This window comes from Rickettsiales bacterium (assembly GCA_035765535.1).
In the GTDB taxonomy this organism is placed as follows: Bacteria; Pseudomonadota; Alphaproteobacteria; order Rickettsiales; family JABCZZ01; genus JABCZZ01.
Window position 1 is genome coordinate 232,301 of the sequence record DASTXE010000003.1, and the last position, 22,258, is coordinate 254,558.

Annotated in this window: 21 protein-coding genes; 15 read left to right on the forward strand and 6 right to left on the reverse strand. The window is 53.2% G+C overall.

The features are described 5' to 3' along the window. The first annotated feature begins 103 nt into the window (after window positions 1–103). From VFT64_04085 to VFT64_04095, 3 genes are all read left to right on the forward strand, one after another. Entirely contained in the window at window positions 104–466 is a 363-nt protein-coding gene (locus VFT64_04085) for an acyl-CoA thioesterase (protein ID HEU5047003.1), read from the forward strand. Then, window positions 466–1,413: a tyrosine recombinase XerC gene (locus VFT64_04090; GenBank protein ID HEU5047004.1), complete on the forward strand. Its 948-nt coding sequence runs from the start codon at window positions 466–468 to the stop codon at window positions 1,411–1,413. Before VFT64_04085 ends, VFT64_04090 begins: the two co-directional genes overlap by 1 nt. Window positions 1,414–1,503: 90 nt before the next feature. Then, the gene (locus VFT64_04095; GenBank protein ID HEU5047005.1) at window positions 1,504–2,856 is read left to right on the forward strand and encodes a hypothetical protein; all 1,353 of its coding nucleotides are present in this window, start codon (window positions 1,504–1,506) and stop codon (window positions 2,854–2,856) included. Window positions 2,857–2,878: 22 nt separating this feature from the next. On the opposite strand, the gene VFT64_04100 is transcribed toward VFT64_04095, so the two are convergent. Further along, a complete protein-coding gene (locus VFT64_04100) occupies window positions 2,879–4,150 on the reverse strand; it encodes a mechanosensitive ion channel domain-containing protein (GenBank protein ID HEU5047006.1) in 1,272 nt (423 codons plus the stop codon). Between the two features lie 103 nt (window positions 4,151–4,253). Here VFT64_04100 and VFT64_04105 point away from each other — a divergent pair, with 103 nt between their 5' ends. The 6 genes from VFT64_04105 (at window position 4,254) to VFT64_04130 (ending at window position 9,897) form a co-directional block, all read left to right on the forward strand. Beyond that, the gene (locus tag VFT64_04105) at window positions 4,254–4,757 is read left to right on the forward strand and encodes a DNA starvation/stationary phase protection protein (GenBank protein HEU5047007.1); all 504 of its coding nucleotides are present in this window, start codon (window positions 4,254–4,256) and stop codon (window positions 4,755–4,757) included. Beyond that, complete coding sequence (hscA, locus tag VFT64_04110) at window positions 4,757–6,574, forward strand: Fe-S protein assembly chaperone HscA (GenBank protein HEU5047008.1); 1,818 nt, start codon at window positions 4,757–4,759, stop codon at window positions 6,572–6,574. The genes VFT64_04105 and hscA overlap by 1 nt, the downstream gene beginning before the upstream one ends. 35 nt (window positions 6,575–6,609) lie before the next feature. Further along, window positions 6,610–6,948, forward strand: a complete 339-nt coding sequence (locus VFT64_04115) for a ferredoxin family 2Fe-2S iron-sulfur cluster binding protein (GenBank protein ID HEU5047009.1) — start codon at window positions 6,610–6,612, stop codon at window positions 6,946–6,948. 44 nt (window positions 6,949–6,992) lie between these two features. Further along, complete coding sequence (trmB, locus tag VFT64_04120; protein HEU5047010.1) at window positions 6,993–7,676, forward strand: tRNA (guanosine(46)-N7)-methyltransferase TrmB; 684 nt, start codon at window positions 6,993–6,995, stop codon at window positions 7,674–7,676. 1 nt (window position 7,677) lies between these two features. Further along, on the forward strand, window positions 7,678–9,111 hold the full coding sequence (gene lnt, locus VFT64_04125) for an apolipoprotein N-acyltransferase (GenBank protein ID HEU5047011.1): 1,434 nt from the start codon (window positions 7,678–7,680) through the stop codon (window positions 9,109–9,111). 393 nt (window positions 9,112–9,504) lie between these two features. Beyond that, the gene (locus tag VFT64_04130) at window positions 9,505–9,897 is read left to right on the forward strand and encodes a helix-turn-helix transcriptional regulator (protein ID HEU5047012.1); all 393 of its coding nucleotides are present in this window, start codon (window positions 9,505–9,507) and stop codon (window positions 9,895–9,897) included. Window positions 9,898–9,920: 23 nt separating this feature from the next. Here the strand turns inward: VFT64_04130 and VFT64_04135 are convergent, their stop codons facing one another. From VFT64_04135 to VFT64_04150, 4 genes are all read right to left on the reverse strand, one after another. Then, window positions 9,921–10,412: a flagellar export chaperone FliS gene (locus tag VFT64_04135; protein HEU5047013.1), complete on the reverse strand. Its 492-nt coding sequence runs from the start codon at window positions 10,410–10,412 to the stop codon at window positions 9,921–9,923. Window positions 10,413–10,431: 19 nt separating this feature from the next. Next, window positions 10,432–12,258, reverse strand: coding sequence for a flagellar filament capping protein FliD (fliD, locus tag VFT64_04140; GenBank protein ID HEU5047014.1), 1,827 nt, complete (start codon window positions 12,256–12,258; stop codon window positions 10,432–10,434). A 58-nt stretch (window positions 12,259–12,316) separates the two neighbouring features. Further along, entirely contained in the window at window positions 12,317–12,679 is a 363-nt protein-coding gene (locus VFT64_04145) for a hypothetical protein (protein ID HEU5047015.1), read from the reverse strand. Between the two features lie 66 nt (window positions 12,680–12,745). Further along, window positions 12,746–14,836, reverse strand: coding sequence for a flagellin (locus VFT64_04150; GenBank protein HEU5047016.1), 2,091 nt, complete (start codon window positions 14,834–14,836; stop codon window positions 12,746–12,748). A gap of 344 nt (window positions 14,837–15,180) precedes the next feature. Between VFT64_04150 and sdhC the strand changes: the two genes are divergently transcribed. From sdhC to VFT64_04175, 5 genes are all read left to right on the forward strand, one after another. After that, the gene (sdhC, locus tag VFT64_04155) at window positions 15,181–15,588 is read left to right on the forward strand and encodes a succinate dehydrogenase, cytochrome b556 subunit (protein ID HEU5047017.1); all 408 of its coding nucleotides are present in this window, start codon (window positions 15,181–15,183) and stop codon (window positions 15,586–15,588) included. Further along, window positions 15,585–15,977, forward strand: coding sequence for a succinate dehydrogenase, hydrophobic membrane anchor protein (sdhD, locus tag VFT64_04160; GenBank protein ID HEU5047018.1), 393 nt, complete (start codon window positions 15,585–15,587; stop codon window positions 15,975–15,977). The genes sdhC and sdhD overlap by 4 nt, the downstream gene beginning before the upstream one ends. A gap of 11 nt (window positions 15,978–15,988) precedes the next feature. Further along, a complete protein-coding gene (gene sdhA, locus VFT64_04165) occupies window positions 15,989–17,779 on the forward strand; it encodes a succinate dehydrogenase flavoprotein subunit (protein HEU5047019.1) in 1,791 nt (596 codons plus the stop codon). Window positions 17,780–17,945: 166 nt separating this feature from the next. Further along, a complete protein-coding gene (locus tag VFT64_04170) occupies window positions 17,946–18,401 on the forward strand; it encodes a hypothetical protein (GenBank protein HEU5047020.1) in 456 nt (151 codons plus the stop codon). A 68-nt stretch (window positions 18,402–18,469) separates the two neighbouring features. Continuing rightward, window positions 18,470–18,859, forward strand: a complete 390-nt coding sequence (locus VFT64_04175; GenBank protein ID HEU5047021.1) for a hypothetical protein — start codon at window positions 18,470–18,472, stop codon at window positions 18,857–18,859. Window position 18,860: 1 nt separating this feature from the next. Here the strand turns inward: VFT64_04175 and VFT64_04180 are convergent, their stop codons facing one another. Further along, window positions 18,861–20,477: a cytochrome c biogenesis protein DipZ gene (locus tag VFT64_04180; GenBank protein HEU5047022.1), complete on the reverse strand. Its 1,617-nt coding sequence runs from the start codon at window positions 20,475–20,477 to the stop codon at window positions 18,861–18,863. A 132-nt stretch (window positions 20,478–20,609) separates the two neighbouring features. On the opposite strand from VFT64_04180, the gene VFT64_04185 reads away from it, so the two are divergent. Continuing rightward, window positions 20,610–22,223 (forward strand): AAA family ATPase, encoded by a 1,614-nt coding sequence (locus VFT64_04185; GenBank protein HEU5047023.1) that lies wholly within the window; start codon window positions 20,610–20,612, stop codon window positions 22,221–22,223. Window positions 22,224–22,258 lie beyond the last annotated feature (35 nt).

The window sequence follows — 22,258 nt, forward strand, 5'->3', positions numbered from 1 at the left end:
CTATCTTATATTGTAATATATGCAACACCTAAATCCGCACCTTGCAACAGGGGAATTGCGAGCTTATACTAACAATAAATCCATAAATAATAGGCTGTTTTATATGACGGAATCGGTTATTCGTATCGTGGCTATGCCTAAAGACGCCAACCCGGACGGGGATGTATTCGGCGGCTGGATATTAAGCATGATGGATATTGCGGGCGCTGTGCCTGCCCGCCGGATTGCAAAGACGCGCGTGGTCACGGTTGCCATGGATAATGTGAAATTCCATCTGCCAGTTTTTATTGGCGATTGCCTTGAATGTATCGCCGACGTTGAAAAAGTGGGCAATACAAGCATTACCATCAAGGTGGATATTTTCGTAGACCGCAGGGAAAGCGGTGAACGTCTTAAGGTAACGGAAGGCAGGCTGGTTTACGTTGCTGTCGATAAGGACCGTAAAAAAGTTCAGGTAGTGCGCTGATGGAAGAACAGGCGCAGCATAGCCTTCTGCTTGCCGACGAAAACGTGCGCGGTGAAGTGGCGAAATGGCTGGAATGGCTTGCGCATAATAAGGCGTATTCCGCGCATACGATTGTCGCCTATGAAACCGATCTGCGGCAATTCATGGCGTTTTTCAGCCGCCACACAGGCGGTGAAGTCAGCATGGCCACCCTGTCATCATTGGGATTGCGCGATATGCGCAGCTGGCTGGCAGCCCGCCATGGCGAGAAATACACTAATACCTCCACGGCACGGGCTTTATCGGTCGTTCGCAGCTTCTTCCGCTATCTGGAAAAGCAGGCAATCCTTGAGAACCCGGCAATCTTCCATGTGCGTACCCCCAAACTGCCCAAATCGCTGCCCAAGGCGCTGCCTCAGGAACAGGCAATGGAAGCGCTGGATGCAGTGGGGGGGGATCACAAAGAGCACTGGGTGCAGATGCGGGATGTTGCATTGCTGACACTGATCTATGGCTGCGGGCTGCGTATCAGCGAGGCGCTTTCGCTCACCCCGGCGGATATTCCGGCAGGGGTATCCACCATGACGGTCACCGGAAAAGGCAAAAAGCAGCGGCTCGTGCCGGTGCTGCCGCAGATACATCAGGCTATTGCGGAATATAAGAAAACATGCCCGCACATGCTGGCAAATGACGAGCCGTTATTCCGCGGTGTTCGCGGCGGTGCGCTCAGGCCGGAATTGTTCCAGAAAGAAATCCGCTCCTTGCGCGCAAGTCTTGGGCTGCCGGATTCCGCCAGTCCGCATGCCTTCCGCCATAGTTTTGCGACCCATCTGCTGGCAGGCGGCGGCGACCTGCGTACGATTCAGGAACTGCTCGGCCATGCCGATCTTTCCACCACGCAGCGTTATACCAAAGTAGACCATGAACGGCTGCTTTCAGCTTACAATAAGGCCCATCCGCGGGCATGAATCACGAAAAACGGCGTTTTGGCGGGATTTGTAATAATTCTGCAATAAATATGTGCTATAACAAAGAAGAATCCGGAAGATAGAATAGACATGGCGCAGCAGGGTAATATCACAAGCTATAAATGGGCTGAAAGCGGCGATATTGCGCAGGTGGATATTCGCAAGGATCACGGTGGGGTAACCGCCTATATTTACGCCAATGAAAATGCCGGTAACCTCCATCAATTGCGCCAGATATTCCGGGGACAGGGCTGGTCCCTCTCGCCTGATACCAGGCAGGATAAACCCGTATTACGCCTGGCCGGACTCCAGAATGAAGATGACTTGCTGAACCTGCTGCAGCGCGGTGGTTACGCACAGGGCCAGCCAGCAATGAGTTCGAATGCGCCGCCTGAAACGGAGCGCTCCTTTTCCGCCGCCTCTATCAAGCATGACAGTATGCGCCTGTCCGGGGTGCTATACCTGATTGGCGACGTGTTGTTCATGATGTCGGGTGTTAAACGCGGCAATGATCTCTCGCAGATGGGAACGGGGATTGCGTTCGGTGCCGGTGACGCCGCCTTTATGGCGTTGGGTGGTCATAGCGATCGCAGGCAGTTTGATGGAATGCTGAAGAAGCTCAGGAAACATCTCGACCGTCACGGCGTTGAGGTTCCGGCGGAAAGTGCTTTGAATGCAGAAACTATGGCAAGGCCGGGTGGATTTCTGGAGCGCATCAATGAATTCGCACATGAACATATCAATACTTTTAAAATCCTGGCGGAAGTGGTCGGAGGAGCATTTTATTTTAATGCGGGCCGGAAGCAGCAGAATCCCCGCAAGCAGGCGGCAGGTGCCGTAATTGTAACGGGGTGGCTGGCATCCCTGCTGGTTCGCGAAAAGAAATTCAGTGAAGAAGAACAGCAGGACGCGGGTGTGCTGAAGAAAATATCCATGAAGATTCAGTCGCAGCCCTTGCTGCTGGCGGGCGGTGCCGGTCTGATCCATAATGCGCTCAGCACTGTCGGCGCGTTTGAGGAACGCAATAAATACCATAAAGGGCTGGAAGGCGGTACGCCGAATTACAAATGGGATCTGGCGGGAATCAGCGCGATGGTACTGGCCAACTCACTTTTCTCCATTTCCAAGAAAACCGGCAGGAGCAATGCGCAAGATGATGCGCTGATTAATGATGTATATGGAATGGCCGCACAGGTATTGAGCCATCAGCCGGAAAAAGTCCGTGAAGCGGTATTGCAGGATACAGCGGAATTTCTGGGGCATCGCCCGGAAATAAAGGAAACGAAGACGCAGATTATCGAACGCCTGCATCACGAAATAGAGACACTGAACAGTAAGAATCCGTGGTTTGACAAAGCTGCAGAGCAACAGCAGATGGGCCATAGAGAAAGCGTTCTGGCAGGTAAAAGCGGTGCGACTCCCGGTGAGCCCGGCCGCAGTTAAAGAGCGCAAAGAATAGCGGCTGCTATTTATGAAGCGATACACCTTCAGCAAATTTGATACCTACGTCACGGAAGGCGCGTACGATGTTAATCATCACATCGCTGCGGGTGGAAACCATACCTTGCGTGACATCGGGGATCCAGAATACGAGCACGATCTGAATACCGCGTTCGTTAAATTCGCGTAAGTTAGCCTGCGGCGGCGGCTCAGATATGCACATGCGATGTTCCTTGGCGGCTTCGACTAGAATTTTACGCGCCAGGTCTACATCTGTATCATAGGTAACAGTGAGAAGTATTTCGATACGTGCGCGGGTATTGGTGTAAGTCCAGTTTGTTACCTTACCGATGACAAGGTCTTCATTCGGAATAAGCACTTCACGGCCGTCGAACGTTTCGATCAAAGTATGGCGGATAGCCATTTCGCGCACCCAGCCTTTTTCCTGCCCGATCTCGATAAGGTCGCCTGCTTCAATGGCTTTTTCAAACAATAGAACCAGTCCGCTTAAGAAGTTGGAAGTGATTTTCTGCAAGCCGAAACCCAGACCTACGGCAACCGCGCCGCCGAATACGGTAAGCGCCGTCAGGTCGACCCCCATCTGGGTCAGGGTGAATACGAAGGCAAGGAAATAAAGCGTGATGCGCAGGAACTTGATGGCAAGTTCGCGTGCATTGAAACTTAAATGGGAGCGCCGCAGCCAGTTCTCACCCGTTTTGGAGACGACACCGGCACCCCAGAACAGGATAACCAGTGTGAAAAGTCCCTTAATAATATCGAGCAGGGTAATCTGGATTTTGCCCATCTCGAATGAGACATCACCGAGCGATTCCAGCGTTGGGGCCAGCAACCCGGTTACGCTGAGCAGCGTCAGCATCAGCATGATGAAGCTGACAAAGTAGGCGATAAAATGCTCATGCGCGAGCAGCAGTAATACACGCGCGATAAACCAGACCAGCGCGATACGGGTGACGCTCGTGATAATATGGTGGGTCTGAGCTGCAGGAATGACGACCTGCATAATCCAGCCGGACGCGACCAGGTTGAATATAACCACGCTGGGCAGGGTAATATAGGCCAGGATATTGTTGACCAGATTGCCGTATTTAACGCTGTTCTGCAGCTTGCGTCGTGCAATGCGGCGGATCAGCATGGAGGCGGGAAATGCCAGCACGATCGAAAGCAGCGACAGGAAAATCTGAATTTCCATGCTCGGTTCATAGAGAATGGAAGAGGAATACTCTTTGAGAGCCTCGACGAAGCTGGTGCCGCTATGGGTATGATATGCCTTAGACATATGGATTTCTTATCAAATTGGTGCAAGCAATGGCAATTGTCAAACGCTATGGTTTGTTATATAGTTTGTCAAATTATTAACGAGGGCATGCAGGAGGTATTTTATGGCAGTTGCCAAGATAAAACAGAAGCAGGCCAGTCTCGATATCGATATCGGACTGGGAACCAAAGCGCGTAAAGACGTGGCAGCGGCACTTGCGCAGGTGCTGGCCGATACTTACACCCTGCAGGTTAAGACGCAGTATTATCATTGGAATGTTACGGGTGAAAACTTCCAGGCGCTGCATACGCTGTTCGGTACGCAATATGACGAACTGGCTGCTGCCGTGGATGAAGTGGCAGAGCGTATCCGCGCCCTGGGCCATAATACGCCTGGCACGCTGGCCGGTTTCCTCGACCTTACCTCGCTGAAGGAAGACAAGTACCTTCCGGATGGCTGGCAGGGGATGGTGTATAATCTTGCGGCTGCGCATGAGGCCGTAACCCGCGCAGTGCGTGAGAAGCTTGCAATCGTCCAGAAGGCAGGGGACGAAGGCACTGCAGATCTGCTGATCCGCCGCTTGCAGGAACATGAAAAAGCCGCCTGGTTTCTGCGTAGCCACCTGTAATGAGCCTGTTGCAAATCCACGAACCCGGTCAGACGCCTGATCCGCATGCGCAAGGCGCTGCGGTTGGTATTGACCTTGGAACTACCCATTCCGTTGTTGCTATGGCAAGCGAAGGGCAGGCGACCGTGCTGCGTGATCTGTGCGGCGGTGCGCTGGTGCCCTCTGTCGTGCATTATGGCAGCAATGGAGAAGTAAAAGTCGGCAAGGAAGCCGTCGGGCGACTGCATGAGGGTGCAGACAACGTCGTTGCTTCCATTAAGCGCCTGATGGGGCGTAGCGCCGCAGATGCCAGAAAAATAGCATTTCCCTATCCTCAGGCCGATCAGGGTGAGGGGGTGTTCCGCTTTACCGTTGATTCCCGGACGCTTACGCCCGTGGAGGTTTCCGCCGATATCCTGCGTCATATGAAAAAGCTGGCGGAAACTGCGCTGGGGCAGGACGTTACGCAGGCCGTGATTACCGTACCTGCTTACTTTGACGATGCGGCGCGCCAGGCCACGAAGGATGCAGCAAGGCTTGCAGGGCTTGAGGTATTACGTCTGATTAATGAACCGACCGCTGCCGCGCTCGCTTACGGGCTCGATAAAGGTGCGGAAGGTATCTACGCGGTATACGATCTGGGCGGAGGCACGTTTGACATTTCAATACTGAAACTGGAAAAAGGCATTTTCCAGGTGCTGGCGACCGGTGGCGATATTGCGTTGGGCGGGGATGATTTCGACCGGGCAATTGCAGAAAATATTGGCAATCAAGCGGTCCCATCGCAAATTTTATTAGCCAAAGCGCGCGCTACAAAAGAGCGCTTAAGCGAAGCGCAGGAAGCTGTGCTGGAGCATGAAGGCAAGACGCATACGGTCACAAGAGAGACATTCAATACATTGATTGCCCCTTTCGTGAAAAAGACGCTGGATATCTGCGAACAGGCACTGGAAGATGCCGGCCTGGAAGCTCAGGATGTCAAAGGTGTGGTGCTCGTGGGAGGTTCGACGCGTATTCCTTACGTGCGTGCGCGGATTGAGAAATTATTCGGCCAGGAACCGCTGAGTGATATCAATCCGGATGAAGTCGTGGCCGTCGGCGCGGCAATTCAGGCGGAAGGGCTGACTTCCGGCTCGGATAACCTGCTGCTGGACGTGGTGCCCCTGTCGCTGGGGCTTGAGACGATGGGCGGGATTACGGAAAAAGTTATTTTCCGCAATACGGCCATTCCCGTATCAGCCTCGCAGGAATTTACGACTTACCAGGACGGGCAGACCGGCATGATCATCCATGTGGTGCAGGGCGAGCGCGAGATGGTCGAACATAATCGCTCGCTAGCCCGGTTTGAACTGAGCGGAATTCCGAATCTGCCTGCTGGCATTGCGCGTGTGAAAGTCACCTTCAACGTGGATGCGGATGGGCTGCTGAGTGTAAGCGCGGTGGAAGAAAACACGGGCGTGGAGCAGTCCGTGCAGGTGAAGCCCTCCTATGGGCTGGAGGAAGAGGAAATCGAAAGAATGCTGCTGGAAAGCATGCAGTTTGCGAAAGAGGATATAACCTCACGCCTGCTGCGCGAAGCGGAAGTAGAGGCAAAGCGCTCTATAGAGGAAATACACTCAGCCTTTGCCGTGGACGGAGAACTTCTGGAAGAACAGGAGGTTGCAGATATCAATCGCCAGATTTCCATTCTGGAGCAGGCCATGGAAAGCAAAGACCGCGACCGGATCGATTACGAATGCGAGCAATTGCACCATGTCAGCCGTCCATTCGCGGAAAAACGCATGGACAGGGCCATCCGTTCGGCGCTCAAAGGCGTAAAGGTTGACAATATCACCTAACTACTGTTAACAGAGCGTAACCAAGGAGATATTGAATGCCTAAAATGACGTTTGTATACCCGGACGGAAGCGAGAAGACGGTAGATGCGCCGAACGGGGTTTCCGTACTGGAAATCGCTCACAAGAACAAGATTCCGCTGGAAGGCGCATGCGAAGGATCGCTTGCCTGTTCCACCTGCCACGTGGTCGTGGATAAAGCTTATTACGATAAGCTGAAAGAAGCTTCCGAGGACGAAGAAGATATGCTGGATCTCGCTTTCGGCCTGACCCATACTTCCCGTCTGGGCTGCCAGATTATCATGAGCGACGAACTGGACGGCCTGCGCGTAGCGCTGCCTTCTGCGACCCGCAACATGATGGTGGACAAGAAATAATTTAGCATTGCCTGAGCCTTGCACGGCATGGCAGTATAAGGTCTATGGAATCATCCCATTCGCTACTGCCCTCGTTTGGAAGACGGCGCGGCCGCAAATTGCGTGCAAGCCGCAGCATCCTGTTCGAAACGTTATTGCCGAAACTGCTGATCCCTGAACCGGCTTCCTCGCTGACGCCCGCAGAGCTCTTTGCAGAGCCTGAAAAGCCGCTATGGTTTGAAATCGGTTTTGGCGGTGGCGAGCATATGGCACAGCAGGCAAGATGGAATCCGAATGTCAATTTCATCGGCTGTGAACCCTATATCAACGGCATGGCCAGTTTACTGGCATCGGTCGACAAGGAAAAGATTGCCAATATCCGACTCTTTGACGGAGATGCCCGCCTGCTGCTGGAAAAGCTTCCGGATGCATCCATCGAACGTATGTTCGTGCTGTTTCCCGACCCGTGGCCCAAAGCGCGTCACCATAAGAAACGTATCATTTCGCAAGGCTCGCTGGAGTTGTTTTATCGTAAACTGAAACCGGGCGGGCGTCTGCGCATTGCAACCGACCATGTGGATTACGGTATATGGATGCTGGAAAACCTGCTGGCATTCAAGAAATTCACATGGGAAGCAAATAATCATACCGACTGGGATACACCGCCTGCAGATTGGGTAAGAACCCGTTATCAGGCCAAAGCGGAAGCAGAAGGCCGTATGGCCACATTCCTCAATCTGGTGAAGTGATATGTGGGAGAATATAGCTGCATATACCGGGTGGCGCAGAAATCTAACTCTGATGGTGCTGGGAGCATTTTCAGCCGCTGCGTTGCCGCCTGTTTACGCACTGCCATTGCTGATTCCCTCCTTTGCTGGGCTGTTTCTCATGGTAAGAAAGGCAGTTAGCCTGCGCAGGGCATTCTGGGATGGCTGGTGGTGGGGGCTGGGCTATTTCACGCTGGGGCTTTACTGGATATGCATCTCCCTTTTTGTAGAGCCGGATAAATTCGCCTGGCTTTTGCCCTTTACGCTCTTCGGCCTGCCTTCGGTATTGGGGATCTATATCGCCATCGTGACATGCGCCTTTAAAGCGGTGGATACAAAGCTGAAAAAACCGCATATCGCTTTGCTTGTCTTCGCCACATTGTTCATACTGAGTGAATATGCGCGCGCGCATCTGTTTACGGGCTTCCCCTGGAATCTTATCGGCTATGTCTGGACGGTAGCGGAAGCACCTTTGCAGGCGGCATCGCTCATGGGGGTGTATGGCCTGAGCTGGCTGACGGTATTTGCGGCCTCGGTGCCGGCGTTATTTGTGGAAAAAGAGAAACCTCTGCTGCCAAACCTGATAGCGCTTATGCTTGTGGTGGGACTCACTCTCTGGGGCGAAGTGCGCCTGGAACGCCATCCGACGGAATACAGCAATGTGCGTATGCGCATCGTACAGGGAAATATTGCACAAAGCGCTAAATGGGACCCGCAGGAAGCAGTGGGTATTCTCATGAAATACGCTGAGCTTACACGCTCGCCGGGCTTGGAGGGGATTGATCTGGTCGTCTGGCCGGAAGCTGCTATTCCCGATTATATTACGCCCGGAACACCGCTGCTGCAGACGCTGGGTGAACTGGTGCCCGCAAAAACGCTGCTTCTGGCGGGAGGACTTCGCGCGCAGGAGCATGCAGGCGGGGAGTGGCTGGCCTGGAATAGCGTCTTCGTGATAGATCACAGCGGACAGGTGGTGACGCAGTACGACAAGCACCATCTGGTGCCGTTCGGGGAATTTATTCCGCTGCGCCATATTTTGCCGCTGGAGAATATTTCCGGCGGTCATGGGGATTTCTCAGCTGGAAAAGGGCCTGCAACGCTTGCTGCAGGGAAAGTGCCGCCCTTCAGCCCGCTTATTTGTTATGAAAGCATTTTTCCTGACGAGGCGGTCGATAAAGCGCATAAACCGGACTGGTTGCTGAATGTTACGAATGATGCTTGGTTTGGCCGCAGTTCGGGGCCTTACCAAAGTTTGGAAATGGCGCGAATGCGCGCTGTGGAGAACGAAATGCCGTTGATACGCGCGGCAAATACGGGCATTTCAGCGGTCATCGATGCCTACGGGCGTGTCATAATGACGTTGCCGTTAGATAAAAGCGGTGTGATCGATTCGTTTTTACCGAAAAAGATACATTAAAATAATAAACATTTATTTACTTTTTATTCTCGCAATAGTAGAAAGCAGAAAGAGAACCAGTTTGGGTTGTGCCAAAAAGGCATTGCGGCGTATCATATAGTACGCCTGAATTTTGTAAAAATTCAAAAGAGGGAAACAATGAGGCTTTTTCCCGCTAAGGGAATTGCATACTATACGGTATGTTCTATTTCTAATTGCCTCTGGTCAAACCTTGGATAGTGTGGTATAATGTGCATTCTAGCTTGGGTTGCGACCAAAGCGTTTTGTATACGAATTCTGCTGAAAACAGCAAATATTTCTATAATTTTATTGCTAACTGCCTTAGTGGTATTATACAGGGGATGCCGTAAGGGAACCTTGTAAAGATTAATGAATTTTAAGAGAGAGTGAGATATGCCCCATCCAGTTGATGTACATGTAGGAAAACAATTACGTATGCGTCGTGTCATTCTTGGACTGAGCCAGGAAACTATCGGTAAGGCAATCGGTGTCACCTTCCAGCAGGTACAAAAATATGAGCGCGGTATCAACCGCATGGGGGCAAGCCGTTTATACGAGTTTGCTAAATACCTTACGACGCCCGTATCTTATTTCTTCGAAGGATTGGATATTCCGCAGCAGGCTGCGGGTGGGGCGGAAGAATCAGGAGCGCTTGAGCACGATAAAATGGCAAGTCGCGAAACGCTGGAAATGATGAGGGCTTACTACCGCATAAGCGATCCGAACGTTCGCAGCAGAGTATTTGAACTCGTTAAATCCCTGGCAGAGGGCAAACCAGTACAATAATGGGGGTACGGCAGTGGTTCCGCTCAGGCGGAGATGGTAATGCCGCTGCCGTCCTTGCTTTCCGGCTTTGCGGGGGCGGATTGTTGAACAGGCTGTGATTCCCCTTGCTTCGGCTGCGTTCCTTGCGTCAGGGAACGGTCTATATCATCCCATACATTACGCATTTGTTTTACTTCTTCGAGCAACTCCAGACAGAGCTGCCCCGCTTTTTCCGCATCTTTTAAAAAATTAACGGAAATGATACGCCGTGCGATCTGCGTGTAAAATTCATGGAGAATACCGGCAATATCACCGCCTTTGTCGAAATCGATGCTGCTCTGCAGTGCCATCACAATTTCAGAAGCCTTGATAAGTTGATTATACCGGTCTTCAATGCGGTTCTCGCGGGCGGCGATTTCCGCATATTTGAGGCATTTGATAATCCCATCATACAGCATGACGAGCTGTCTCGTCTTAGCAACGGTGCCTGTAGCAGCTGTATAGGCCCGGTACTGCGCCGGCGTGTATGATGACATAGTAAACTCCTCCTTCCGGTTAACCGCCTGAGCTGTTGGATAATTGCTGCGCGTTCAGATAGCTTAACATACTGTTGGCGCTGGCAATCGCAGCTTCAAGGGCACTGAATTTAGTTAAAAGAGCTTGCTTGGTATTGTCAATCTGTGTGTTGATCGTTGTGATCTGCGTCTGCGTGGATGTGTTCTTAGTCTGAAGGGCCTTTTGAGCCAGCGCAACCAGGCCGGTGTTGACAGTGGTGGCGCTGGTAAGCAGGCTATCCATCTGGTTGGCAATGCCATTCGTGGCACTGACGGTAATGCCGCTTTGGTCGCCCGTGCCGCCATAAATCAACACAAGCCCACTCAAAGCGCTGCCGGACGGGGCCTTAAGTGACAGGCCGCTACCCAATGTGGTGGCGGTAAGATTGACCGTCTGTTGCACGTTGTTGGAGTCCGTATAAACAGCTGTATAGACTCCGTTTGTCTGATCCACGTTCACCGTGAAATTCTTCATGGTGGGATCGGTCGGTTCGGAATAAACCGCCAGATTGCTCGAGGAAGTCGTGGCCACATAGCCAAAAACCGCTTCCAAGCCGCTCATATTAGTATCGATCGCAGTAGCGAGCTTCGTGCTGTCGATGGTGAGTATGTTAGGGATGGCGGGAGTCGTGCCGGAAGCTGGCTGGTCGGTAAAATTCAGGCCGACATCGCTAAGGCTTGCCGGGCTGCCGCTGGAAAGACCGGACACAATGGAAGAGGCATAAGCGCTGAGCTGGTTATAGATATTGCGCAGCGTCGTATCGGAATACAGAACCGCCGTACTGGCAGGCGCATTTGTTGTACTGTCAATCTGCGTCTGCTGTGCATAAAAGGTCAGGAAACTGTTATAGTCATTAACGAAGCTTTGAATGGCACCTGCCACCTTGCTCTCATCCGCGCTGACGGAAACGGTGAAGCTTGCGCCTGCCTGACTGGTGGTATCCTGCAATACGTTAAAGGTTACGCCGCTCACAAGGTCACTGACGGAATTGGTAGAGCGCGTAACGGTAACGCCATTAAATTTGAACTGGGCATCCTGCGCAGGCTGATCCACAGTATAGGTCACACTGGAAAGAACGCCGCTGGGGTCGCTCGTGACGGTATGACCTGCGCCGGTAGTGCTGAAGTCAAAAGCATTGGCGAGCCCTGTTTTCGTGCTGTTGAAAACCAGCTTATAGGTATTTGTGCCGGAACCGGTGGCGGTCTGCACGATGCTGGCGCTGATGCCGGTTCCGTTCGTGCCGGATGTAACGGCGTTGAAGGCGGCGGCGACATCTGCGAGGCTTTCACCTGCCGTCAGCGTCACCGTAGCGCCGCTCGCAAAAGTGATGGTGCCTGCGGAAAACATGCCCGCGGTGGGGGTTGCAGCGACCACGGAGCCGCTGGTGTCGGTCAGGGTGAAACCACCCGTTTCCTGAATTTCGGACTTGGCAATCGAGGATATGTCGGAAATCGTATAGGTTCCGCTGGCCGTGCCGGGAGCGACATTGGCTGTCAGGTAATTCGTGGCCGACAGCGAAGTATTGGAAGTGATCTGACTGGTGGCGGACGCAAAGACGTTGAGGGTAGAGTCCGGGCTCTGGGGCTGGCTGAGCGCCTTAGTGTCTTTCTGAAGCTGGGTGAGCAGCTGGTTCAAAGAGGTGAGGGCGGTAGCCTGGCTGTTATTGGTCGTAATCTGATCCGTGAGGGTTTTGACCTGCTTCGTCTGGCCTGCAACCATGGCATTGATAATGCTGGTAGTATCCATCCCGGAGGAAACACCGTTGAGCACGGTCTGTCCGTTGGCGTTTTGGGTAGTGCTGCCGAGGTTAATAAGCGGTATGGTCATAACTGCCTCTATAATTTTCTATTATACCACAGAAAGCAATAATTATGCCATGTGGTTTTTATGCGTTAATCGTTAGCTGCATTCCCCCCGGCGGGCTTAAATGCTTCACCAGAACAGGGGCGGGAACATAAGTGACGCTGCCATCCCGGAGGCTGACATAGCGTGTGATAAATTGCCCGGTAGCGTCTTTGAAGATTGAAAACGTCTGATCGCCGAGCGCGTAGAAATCTTTGTAGGAAAGCGAAAGCTCGTGAACCGCTTCCGCGTATTTGGTGAGAGCATCAGTCTGTACAGGGGAAACAGGTGCGGATTTAACATGCTGTCCGATGACAGGAGCCGCGCTCTGAGTTTGGGGAGCCGGGGCTGCCGGCGCTTTATAGAGCTGGGCTGTTACTGACGTTGTATCTGTGATGCCGTCCATAGCCGTTCTCTATCTAAAAAGAATGCTGCAAGGGTGTTTCCACCCTTGCAGCGTTTGGTCCTTAGATTACTGAATCAGTTTCAGCAGGGACTGCTGGAGCTGGTTGGCATTTGCCAGAACCGCGATACCGGCCTGGAGCTGTACCTGCGAGGTAGCGAACGAGGTCGAAGTAGCGGCCACGTCGGTATCGAGCAGGTTGCTCTTAGCTGCACCTTCGTTCTGCGCTGCGCTCTGCAGAGCGTTGGAAGCGTAGCTGAACCTTTCTTCCAGAGCACCCACCGTTGCACGCAGCGAGGTTACGGTGTTAAGAGCCGTATCCAGTACGCCTGCAGCGTTGGTTGCATCCGTCAGGGTCTTCACGTCCAGAGACTTGCCGCCGAACAGCGAGGAAGTGGTCGCGCTGCCGATCGATACGCCGATCGTGTCGGTGGAAGCTGCACCTGCCTGGAACTTCAGTGAAGCACCGGCTTTGTCGATACCGAACGCTTTTTGCAGAGCGTCCTGGATGGCAGAAGCTTTATCGGAGCTGCTGATATCCAGAGCGGTCGTGGTCGAAGTAGCGATTGCCGTGTTGCCGGTAACCAGGGAGAACGTCTGTGACGGATCCGAGGTATCCTGCAGCGCGATAACCGTATTCAGACCGATGCTGGTACCGATACCCGATACGCTGGTGAACGTATGGCCATTGATTACAGCGGTAATCTTGGCATCCGTGCTGCCCGTACCCGGAGCGGCAACCGTGATGGACGAAATGGTCGGGTTCGAGAAATCCGAGCTCTTGAACTGAGCCGAGATACCCTGCAGGTTAGCCACCTGTACGCCGCCGACGGTAACAACGTTGCCGGTGGTGATACCGCTGACCGTACGGTTCTGCTGAACAGATACTCCAGCCAGAGCCTGGTTCAGCTGAGATGTGATGCCATCAAGCTGGGATTGGCTGGCGAAAGTCTGGGCAGTGGTCGCATTGAAGCTCAGCGTAAAGCTACCGCCTTTGGCTGTACCCGTGCTGTCCGCACCGGTGAAGGTAGCGACAATCGGCGCAGCCGTTGTGGTAAGGTCGACAACACCCGTCGTATAGGTGATGCCGCCGGCCGAAACGGTGAACGAGGCTTTGCCTGCTGTGCCGCTGTAGGTGGCCGAGATGCTGCTGATATTGTCGCCGCCGAAATTGCCGATGAAGCTTGCGTTGTTCTTCAGCGAGCTGACGTCGATAGCTGCACCGTAGTTGGTAGCTGTCTTATCACCATTAACGAGGAGCGAACCGGTGACCGAGCCGAAGGTCGTATAACGGTCAACGCTGAGGCCGTCTGCGTTGGTCGTTGTCGGGGTCGTGGTAGCGGAAACGTTAGCTGAACCTGTACCGGTAATGTTGGTCGTGTCGCTCGTGCTGGATGTGATCTTCTGCGTACCGAGCAATGTACCACCGGTGTAGTTAGCGGTGATTACGCCTGCGGTGTTATGGAACGTCAGGTTGGCGAACTGCGGAGCATTCAGGTTGTTGAGGTAAGCAACAAGGTTTGCAGCAGAGCCCGTAGCGTTGTTGCCGATAACCACTTTACCAGCAGCTGCCGTGGTACCCTGGGCAGAAGAGGAGAAGGTTACGGTAACGCCGTCGATGGTTACTGTGTCGCCGTTGGCAACGGAGCCGTTCAGCGTCATGATACCAGCAGAAGCGTTAGCAGCTGCAGTGCTGTCTGTGGTATTGGTGTTGAAGCCGATTTTACCGGAGATATTACCGTTGATCAGGTTTACACCGTTGAACGTGGTGGAATTTGCCAGCTGGTCGATCTGCGAGCTAAGGTTCTGGAATTCCTGGTCGAGGAAGCCGCGCTGCGTGTCGGTCAAAGAACCGGACTGAGCGGAAGCAGCAATCGTCTGCTGACGCTGAATGATCGTCTGGATCTGGGACAGTGCGCCGTCAGCCACCTGCAGCAGGCTCGAAGCCTGGCTGGATACGGACAGTGCGGTGTTGATCGAGTTCACCTGAGCGGAAAGAGCAGTACCGGTGGACAATGCCGCCACGTCGGTTGCGGCGCTTACGATACGGCTACCGCTGGAAAGTGCAGTAACATTGTTTTGCACGTTGGTGGTTGCTGTGCCGATATTAAGCTGGGCAACAAGTGCTGCAATGTTATTGCTAAGTGATGAAATAGACATGGTATATAACTCCTACTTGGACGTTGTTAAGATGAAGGGCTACTTGCCCGGGAATAAGATAACCTGAAAATCTTTAAGGAATCGCAGGCTTCAGATACTTTTATAACAAGAAAGTGTTAACAAAGTATTAACAGCAGAAATAAATCTCTCATCTTTTCCATTTATTTCATCTACCGGAAAGACCGGCAGATAAACCCAATTTTATGGAATATTTATATCTATTGCAATAGAATAATGCATTCCTTATACCCCAAATCCCCCTATAAAGAAAATTTCCCATTGTCATGCAGGCGGAAATTTGTGTAATAAGTCCAGGCACTATTATTAATAGCATCATTGGTATTATGACTGAGAAAACCGCACCGGCCATTGCGCGCCCGCTTTCCCCGCACCTGCAGATTTACAGGTGGTATATTACAATGGTCGTTTCCATCCTGCATCGTGTGACCGGGGTGGCGCTGGCCGTAGGTACCGTGCTGCTGGTCGGCTGGCTGTGGGCTGCGGCTTATGATGCGCATTGTTTTGCTGCCATTCAGTCATTCCTGGCAGGCACGGTAGGCAAATTGCTGCTGATGGGCTGGTCGGCGGCTTTTTACTTCCATTTCTGCAACGGTATTCGCCATTTGTTCTGGGATGCGGGCAAAGGCTTTGAACTGACCACCGCTCGCCGCACCGCGTGGCTTGTATTTCTTGCCACCGCATTTTTCACCACCTGTACCTGGGCTACGGTGTTTTCGGGAGTTAAACAATGAAAAAATCCGAACTTCGTTCTCCGCTTGCCAAAGTGCGTGGGTTAGGCTCCGCTAAAGCAGGCACAGGTCACTTCATCGGCCAGCGCGTCACGGCGTTGATGCTGATGCCGCTGACCTGGTGGTTCATCTCCTGCATGTTGCGCATGGCAATCCAGCCCGGCGGGCAGACACCGGCGCAGTGGCTCTCCTCCGGTTTCAACGCGGCGGCGATGGTCGTTATGCTGGGCGCGCTGTTTTACCACATGAAGCTCGGGCTGCAGACGATTATTGAAGATTACGTCCATTGCCATTGCATCAAAATAGCGGCGCTGCTGATCAATTATTTCGTCATGATCGCGTTCGGCGTGGTCAGCATTCTTGCCGTATTGAAACTCCATTTCCATATCTGAGGTACCGCCTGATGGCACAGTCATACAAAATCGTCGATCATTATTATGATGTAGTAGTCGTGGGGGCGGGCGGCGCAGGTTTGCGCGCAACGTTCGGCATGGCGCAGGCAGGGCTTTCCACAGCATGCGTAACCAAAGTATTTCCCACGCGCAGCCACACGGTCGCGGCGCAGGGCGGTATTTCCGCCGCGCTCGGCAATATGGGCGAGGATGACTGGCGCTGGCACATGTATGACACCATCAAGGGATCGGACTGGCTGGGCGACCAGGATGCAATCGAATATATGTGCAAGAACGCGCCCGAAGCGATCATCGAGCTCGAACATTACGGCGTGCCGTTCTCGCGTACGTCGGAAGGCAAGATTTACCAGCGCCCGTTCGGCGGTATGACCACGCATTACGGCAAAGGCACGGCGCAACGCACCTGTGCGGCTGCCGACCGTACCGGTCACGCGATCCTGCATACACTGTATCAGCAGGCGCTGAAGCATAACGCGAAATTCTTCATCGAATATTTTGCGGTCGATCTGCTGATGGATGATGAAGGCGCATGCCGCGGCGTTGTCGCCTGGAATCTGGATGACGGTACCATGCATCGTTTCCATGCACACACGACGGTGCTTGCTACGGGTGGCTACGGTCGTGCGTATTTCTCCTGCACCTCCGCGCATACCTGCACAGGCGATGGCGGCGGTATGGTCGTGCGCGCTGGTTTGCCGTTGCAGGATATGGAGTTCGTGCAGTTCCACCCGACCGGCGTATACGGCGCAGGCTGCCTGATCACTGAAGGCGTGCGCGGTGAAGGCGGCTATCTCGTGAATTCGGAAGGCGAGCGCTTCATGGAACGCTATGCGCCGCATGCGAAAGACCTTGCGTCGCGTGACGTAGTCAGTCGCGCAATGACGATTGAAATCCGCGAAGGCCGCGGCGTTGGTCCGGAAAAGGATCATATCTATCTGCACCTGGATCACCTTGATCCATCTATCATCCATGAACGCCTGCCGGGTATTGCAGAAACGGCAAGGATTTTTGCCGGTGTGGACGTAACCAAGCAACCGATTCCCGTACTGCCGACCGTGCATTACAATATGGGTGGTATCCCCACCAACTATCATGGTGAAGTGGTAACGCTGAAGAACGGCAATCCGGATAGCGTTGTGCCGGGCCTCATGGCCATCGGTGAAGCAGCTTGCGTTTCCGTGCACGGTGCAAACCGTCTGGGCTCCAACTCGCTGCTGGATCTGGTCGTGTTCGGCCGTGCCGCCGCGCTGCGTGCGAAAGAACTGATCCGCCCGAATACGCCGCATAAGCCGCTGGCGGAATCGGTTTCGGAAAGCATCCTTACGCGCTTCGATAAGATCCGTCATGCTTCCGGCAAATCGCGCACGGCGGAAATCCGCAAGGCCATGCAGCGTACGATGCAGAATCATGCGGCGGTATTCCGTGACAAGAAAAATCTGCAGGAAGGCGCAACCAAGATCAAACAGGTCTGGCAGAGCTATGACGATCTGCATGTCAGCGACCGCAACCTTGTCTGGAACAGCGACCTGGTAGAGGCGCTGGAGCTGGATAACCTGCGTTCTCAGGCCGTCATTACGATGGATGGCGCGCTGAACCGCGAAGAAAGCCGTGGCGCGCATGCACGCGAAGACTTTAGCGAGCGTGATGACGTCAAGTGGATGAAGCACTCGCTGATCTGGCTGGATAATAAGGGCCAGAGCACGATTGACTACCGTCCTGTACATATGAACACGCTGTCCAACGAAGTGCAGCCCGTTCCGCCCAAAGCCAGGGTATACTAAACGCCTGATTATAAGTAACAGCGTAAGCAAAGGGGGCGATCTATACTCGCCCCCTTTTTTTTGCATTCCCTTTATGACAGTTCCATGAAGTTTAAGTAAATCAGTAAGATTGCTGCTGAAGCCGCGTGCCTTTATTGCTATAATAATAGCGAAAGGGAGACAGATTATGGCACTTATTCCAAGCCTGTTCGGTGGCAATAAAAGCGGAGGCAAGAAGTCCTCTCCGGCCAGTGAAGCATTTAAACAGAAAATGGGCGCCAAACTCGGCAAAGAGCAGACTTTCCAGCAGCGGCTCGATTCAAAGGTGGAAAAAGATATCGGTGATTATCTGAAGGCGAGAAGCGCTTCAGCCGCCGCGCGGGGTGAGAAAAACTATACTCCCGAAATTTCCAAGAATACCAAGACGATGCTGAAGATCCTGGCCGGCCAGAAGCTGCAGAAAGAGATCAAGAAAGAAAAGGCTCAGGCCTTAGCGGTTGAAAAACAGAAGAAAAAAGAAAAACAGGCGATGGAACTCGCCAAACGCAATGCGCAGTACCAGGCAGACTTGGTGAAAGCCAGAGAGCTGGAAGCACAGCAGCAAAATAAAAGCTACTTCTTTGGCTATACCGAACAACCCTGATCGTCATCATTCTGTAACAATTCTATGCTATATTAATCATAACGTTAAGGAATCAGCGGAGCAGTGTTATGGACCACATGCAAAGAATGATGATGGAAGGGCAGGCGCAGCGTAACGCCGCCGGTGACCAGGGCACGAAAAAAAACGGCTTTCTGCTGAACCTGCTTCCCAGAGTACCTGATAGCGCAGGCGATGCGATTTGGGGCATCGGCAGCAGGGTATGGTGCCTGATTAAGAGAATTCCCGGCGGGATACTCGGGTTATTCGGCAGTGAACAGATGCCCAATAAGATCGAAATGGTGATGGCGCGCATGCATGAAGACATGCAGCGAGCCAATCAGGAAGCATGGAATATACGCGCGCAGCATATGTCCGTATCCGGAGATGTCTTCACCGGGCACGGCCTTCCCAGCGAAGGGGTTGGCGCTCCCAAAAGCGGTGCAGGGGTGAGCCACTAATTTACCAGCCGAACGTGAACGCGTACGCTTCCAGTCCTGCATTCCCGGCGATAATATCCACGATTCCTTCGCCCGCTTTATCCTGTGAGATAATGGTATAAAGCATATGGCGATCGACGGTAAGGGTCTTATAAGGTTTTCCATTCACTAGAATAGTCGCACTGGCAGGTGTGCTGCCTTCATTACCCAGTACCAGAAATACATTCCCTGCCCGAAAATGCATCCGGATGGCCGCACCGTTTTCTTGCGCTGTGATACGCTCTGCGCTTACATCCCATTGTCCCTGCAGCGCCCAGTGATCCGCATCCAGCGTTGCGGGAAAGTGGAAACTGGAAATGCTGTTGGCCTTCAACTCGCTTTCGCCCCCAAATCGATCTGCCCGTGCATAGCCCAGATAAGTCTCCGGTGTTTGCGGACGATTGAAATCCGCAGCTTCCTGCTCAGCAGATTTGGGGGTGCTGTTACTCACCCCCAGAAGGGTGCGGATATTATGCTCGGTTACATCATATCCGCCTTCGCCGAAATGCGTGTAGACCACGCGCCCCTGCTGGTCGATCAGGTAATGGGCTGGCCAGTAGAGATTGTTAAAATTGCTCCAGGTGGAGAGATGGCTGTCCAGGGCGACTGGATAGTGAATGCCATATTGTGCCAGTGCGGCTTTGACATTCTCAGGCTTCTTCTCGAACTCGAATTCCGGTGAGTGAACACCAATGATTACAAGTCCCTTATCGCGGTACAATTTATCCCATTGCGTGATGTAAGGCAGCGTGCGAATGCAGTTGATGCAGGAGTAGGTCCAGAAATCCACCAGCACGACCTTTCCCTTAAGCGACGCAAGCGTGAGCGGGGGAGAGTTCAGCCAGTCCGTAATACCTGCGATTTCCGGTGCTTCATAGGGAGAGGAGAGTGCATCTACCAACCCGGCCTGCTCAGAAATCGGCGTAGATGAGGCAGTCGAATGCGTGCTGAAATCAACTCCCGAGGCGATATAAATGGCAGCAAGCAATATAGCCAGCCCGCAACCTTTACGAATCGTCTCGGCATGCCTGTGCAGGAAACCAAGCCGTTCCATAAGTTTGCGGCCCGTAAGCGCAATCGCAAGCATCGGCAGGCCTGCTCCCAGGGCAAAAGCAAAAAGAATAGCCATACCGCTTGCATCGGTCTGTTGCCGGATTACCTGCACGAGCACCACAGCCAGTATAGGGCCTGCGCAGGGTGTCCAGACCAGTCCTATCAGCGCGCCGATCATCAGCCCGCCCAGCAATGTGTCACCTTTGCCGGAAGGTACGAGATTGCCTATAGCAGCGGCTTTCTGTGTCCAGCTGCTGAATAGCGACGAAAGCTTTCCGGACAGCAGCACAAGGCCGAATACCGCCAGCAGCGCCAGAGAAATATGTTTAATGATATCAAGATCGATGCCAAATACCGCTACTAGCTTGCGTGAAAACAGCGCAAATAGGGAAAAGGTAAGGATAAAACCTGCAATGACACCGAAAGGTTGTTTTTTACCTCCCCCGGCGGAAGCGCCGAGCACAAGCGGCAGCACCGGCAGAATGCAGGGGGAAGCGATAAGGGCAAGGCCTTCCAGGAAGGCGGAGGATGTTTCAAGAATGTTCATACCGGGATATTCGGTGCGTCAGCCGAAATGGTTACACAGGCATGTGTGCTAACGACTTTACACTTGCAGGAGGGCGTAGAGTGAATTAGGGTTTACAGCCTGAATCGTAAGGAACAATAAGCCCCTGGCCCTATGTCGGAATTTAATGAAAAGACGGTAAGCAGCCTTAAACTCGAACTGGAGACAATCTGGGCCGCGCATCGCGCCGTAGGGTTATCCGGCCAGATGGCGCTTTATACCATGGCGGTGCAGGAGCCCTGGCGTACGAAGGATGCCGGAGTGACATTCTGGTTTGGCGAGAATGACATAGACAGCGCCATTGAAGAAATCCGCAAACATTATAATAACGGCCACCTGCCGAACTCCCCTCTGCTGCTTAATCCCCTGGTGCATGATGAAAATCATAAGCCGATCGGCAGTGGCGTTATGTGGGGAACCGGGCTTGCGCTCGGCATCGACGTGATGCATGCCGAACAGAAAGAGCGCGTAGAAGGGCTCGGCGTGGTGGTGGGCCTCATGGAGCGCGGGCCGGTGATGAGCGCAGGCATGAAAATGCTGGCTTTCTCTACGGAAGCATTGCCGCCGCTGGAAGATGGAAAGACCGTCAAGGGCTGCAGTGAAATATGCCAGCTCGCTAATTTCCGCAGCGATGAATATGCCGCGTTTTATTTGCTTTCAGGTCTTTCTTATCTCGGCAAGCATGGGGCGTTCCAGAGCGAGGGTTTTTCCACACTGGTGCCGGAAGGTCCGCAGGCCGTGGCAAAAAAGCAGGTCGCGCCGCAATTGCTCGCGGACGCGGCTTTCTGTTTCAATGCCTATGATCGCCATCACTCGCTGTTTACCAAGTTCGGAGTTAATCCCCAGGATGTGGAAGATAACCTGAAATTTTACAATCTGTGTGCACGTGATATTGTGCTGTTTGACGCGGTGGGCGCCAAGCATGTGGACGCAGCCACTACGGTTAATTTCGATTTCCTTGTTAAGGGCTGGATTCCGCGCGGCGCGGTGACGGTTATCGGCGCATCTGGCGGTACAGGTAAATCTTCGCTGGCGCATAATCTGGCCGTCAAAGCGGCAATCGATTACCAAGCGGGAGAAGAGCCGCCGCTCTGGCTCGGCTCGGAAATCGATGTCAATAACTGCAAAGGCATCTGCGTTTATTTCTCCGGCGAAGACGGCCCGGCTATCGTTCACAGTCGCGCCAAAGTATTCGACCCGGAAGGTCGCGCTGAGCGCATCATGTTCCAGCGTACGGATTTTGGCGAAGGCGGCAATCTCGGAACGTTCCTTAAACGTCTGAGAAAGTTACCTGAAGTCCCGCTGGTGGTGATCGACCCAGCACGAAAATACCTGACCGGCGATGAAAATGATGCGGGTGTCGTCAGTGAGTTCTTTGAAGCTATCGAAGAATTTGCTATACAGAAACACGCGGCAATGGTGGTCGTGCACCATCTTGCCAAGGGCGCACGCCCGAAACATGTCTCGGAGATATACGATCTTCTGCGCGGTTCGCAGGTATTTATTGACCGTCCGCGCGTGGTGATCGGTATGTATCGCGAGGGGATCCACACGGTGGCGGGGTTGGCAAAAAACAACATTCCGGCGCAGATGGGCATGATCCAGGGCGAACGGCTTTATGTCCGCGATGCCAAGAAGCTGGAACTCGTGCTTGTGCCGGGTCCGGCGGGAAAGCGCGGGGAAAACCTGACGGAAGAAGAGATTGAAGCATTGCGGTCGGCGGAGTAAGAAATAGAAAATAAACCCATCGTGGCACGCGGAGG

Excerpts from the sequence above, each read along its gene's own strand:
- VFT64_04085 (HEU5047003.1), top strand. The coding sequence starts at position 104 with ATGACGGAATCGGTTATTCGTATCGTGGCTATGCCTAAAGACGCCAAC.
- VFT64_04090 (HEU5047004.1), top strand. The coding sequence starts at position 466 with ATGGAAGAACAGGCGCAGCATAGCCTTCTGCTTGCCGACGAAAACGTG.
- VFT64_04095 (HEU5047005.1), top strand. The coding sequence starts at position 1,504 with ATGGCGCAGCAGGGTAATATCACAAGCTATAAATGGGCTGAAAGCGGC.
- VFT64_04100 (HEU5047006.1), bottom strand. The coding sequence starts at position 4,150 with ATGTCTAAGGCATATCATACCCATAGCGGCACCAGCTTCGTCGAGGCT.
- VFT64_04105 (HEU5047007.1), top strand. The coding sequence starts at position 4,254 with ATGGCAGTTGCCAAGATAAAACAGAAGCAGGCCAGTCTCGATATCGAT.
- hscA (HEU5047008.1), top strand. The coding sequence starts at position 4,757 with ATGAGCCTGTTGCAAATCCACGAACCCGGTCAGACGCCTGATCCGCAT.
- VFT64_04115 (HEU5047009.1), top strand. The coding sequence starts at position 6,610 with ATGCCTAAAATGACGTTTGTATACCCGGACGGAAGCGAGAAGACGGTA.
- trmB (HEU5047010.1), top strand. The coding sequence starts at position 6,993 with ATGGAATCATCCCATTCGCTACTGCCCTCGTTTGGAAGACGGCGCGGC.
- lnt (HEU5047011.1), top strand. The coding sequence starts at position 7,678 with ATGTGGGAGAATATAGCTGCATATACCGGGTGGCGCAGAAATCTAACT.
- VFT64_04130 (HEU5047012.1), top strand. The coding sequence starts at position 9,505 with ATGCCCCATCCAGTTGATGTACATGTAGGAAAACAATTACGTATGCGT.
- VFT64_04135 (HEU5047013.1), bottom strand. The coding sequence starts at position 10,412 with ATGTCATCATACACGCCGGCGCAGTACCGGGCCTATACAGCTGCTACA.
- fliD (HEU5047014.1), bottom strand. The coding sequence starts at position 12,258 with ATGACCATACCGCTTATTAACCTCGGCAGCACTACCCAAAACGCCAAC.
- VFT64_04145 (HEU5047015.1), bottom strand. The coding sequence starts at position 12,679 with ATGGACGGCATCACAGATACAACGTCAGTAACAGCCCAGCTCTATAAA.
- VFT64_04150 (HEU5047016.1), bottom strand. The coding sequence starts at position 14,836 with ATGTCTATTTCATCACTTAGCAATAACATTGCAGCACTTGTTGCCCAG.
- sdhC (HEU5047017.1), top strand. The coding sequence starts at position 15,181 with ATGACTGAGAAAACCGCACCGGCCATTGCGCGCCCGCTTTCCCCGCAC.
- sdhD (HEU5047018.1), top strand. The coding sequence starts at position 15,585 with ATGAAAAAATCCGAACTTCGTTCTCCGCTTGCCAAAGTGCGTGGGTTA.
- sdhA (HEU5047019.1), top strand. The coding sequence starts at position 15,989 with ATGGCACAGTCATACAAAATCGTCGATCATTATTATGATGTAGTAGTC.
- VFT64_04170 (HEU5047020.1), top strand. The coding sequence starts at position 17,946 with ATGGCACTTATTCCAAGCCTGTTCGGTGGCAATAAAAGCGGAGGCAAG.
- VFT64_04175 (HEU5047021.1), top strand. The coding sequence starts at position 18,470 with ATGGACCACATGCAAAGAATGATGATGGAAGGGCAGGCGCAGCGTAAC.
- VFT64_04180 (HEU5047022.1), bottom strand. The coding sequence starts at position 20,477 with ATGAACATTCTTGAAACATCCTCCGCCTTCCTGGAAGGCCTTGCCCTT.
- VFT64_04185 (HEU5047023.1), top strand. The coding sequence starts at position 20,610 with ATGTCGGAATTTAATGAAAAGACGGTAAGCAGCCTTAAACTCGAACTG.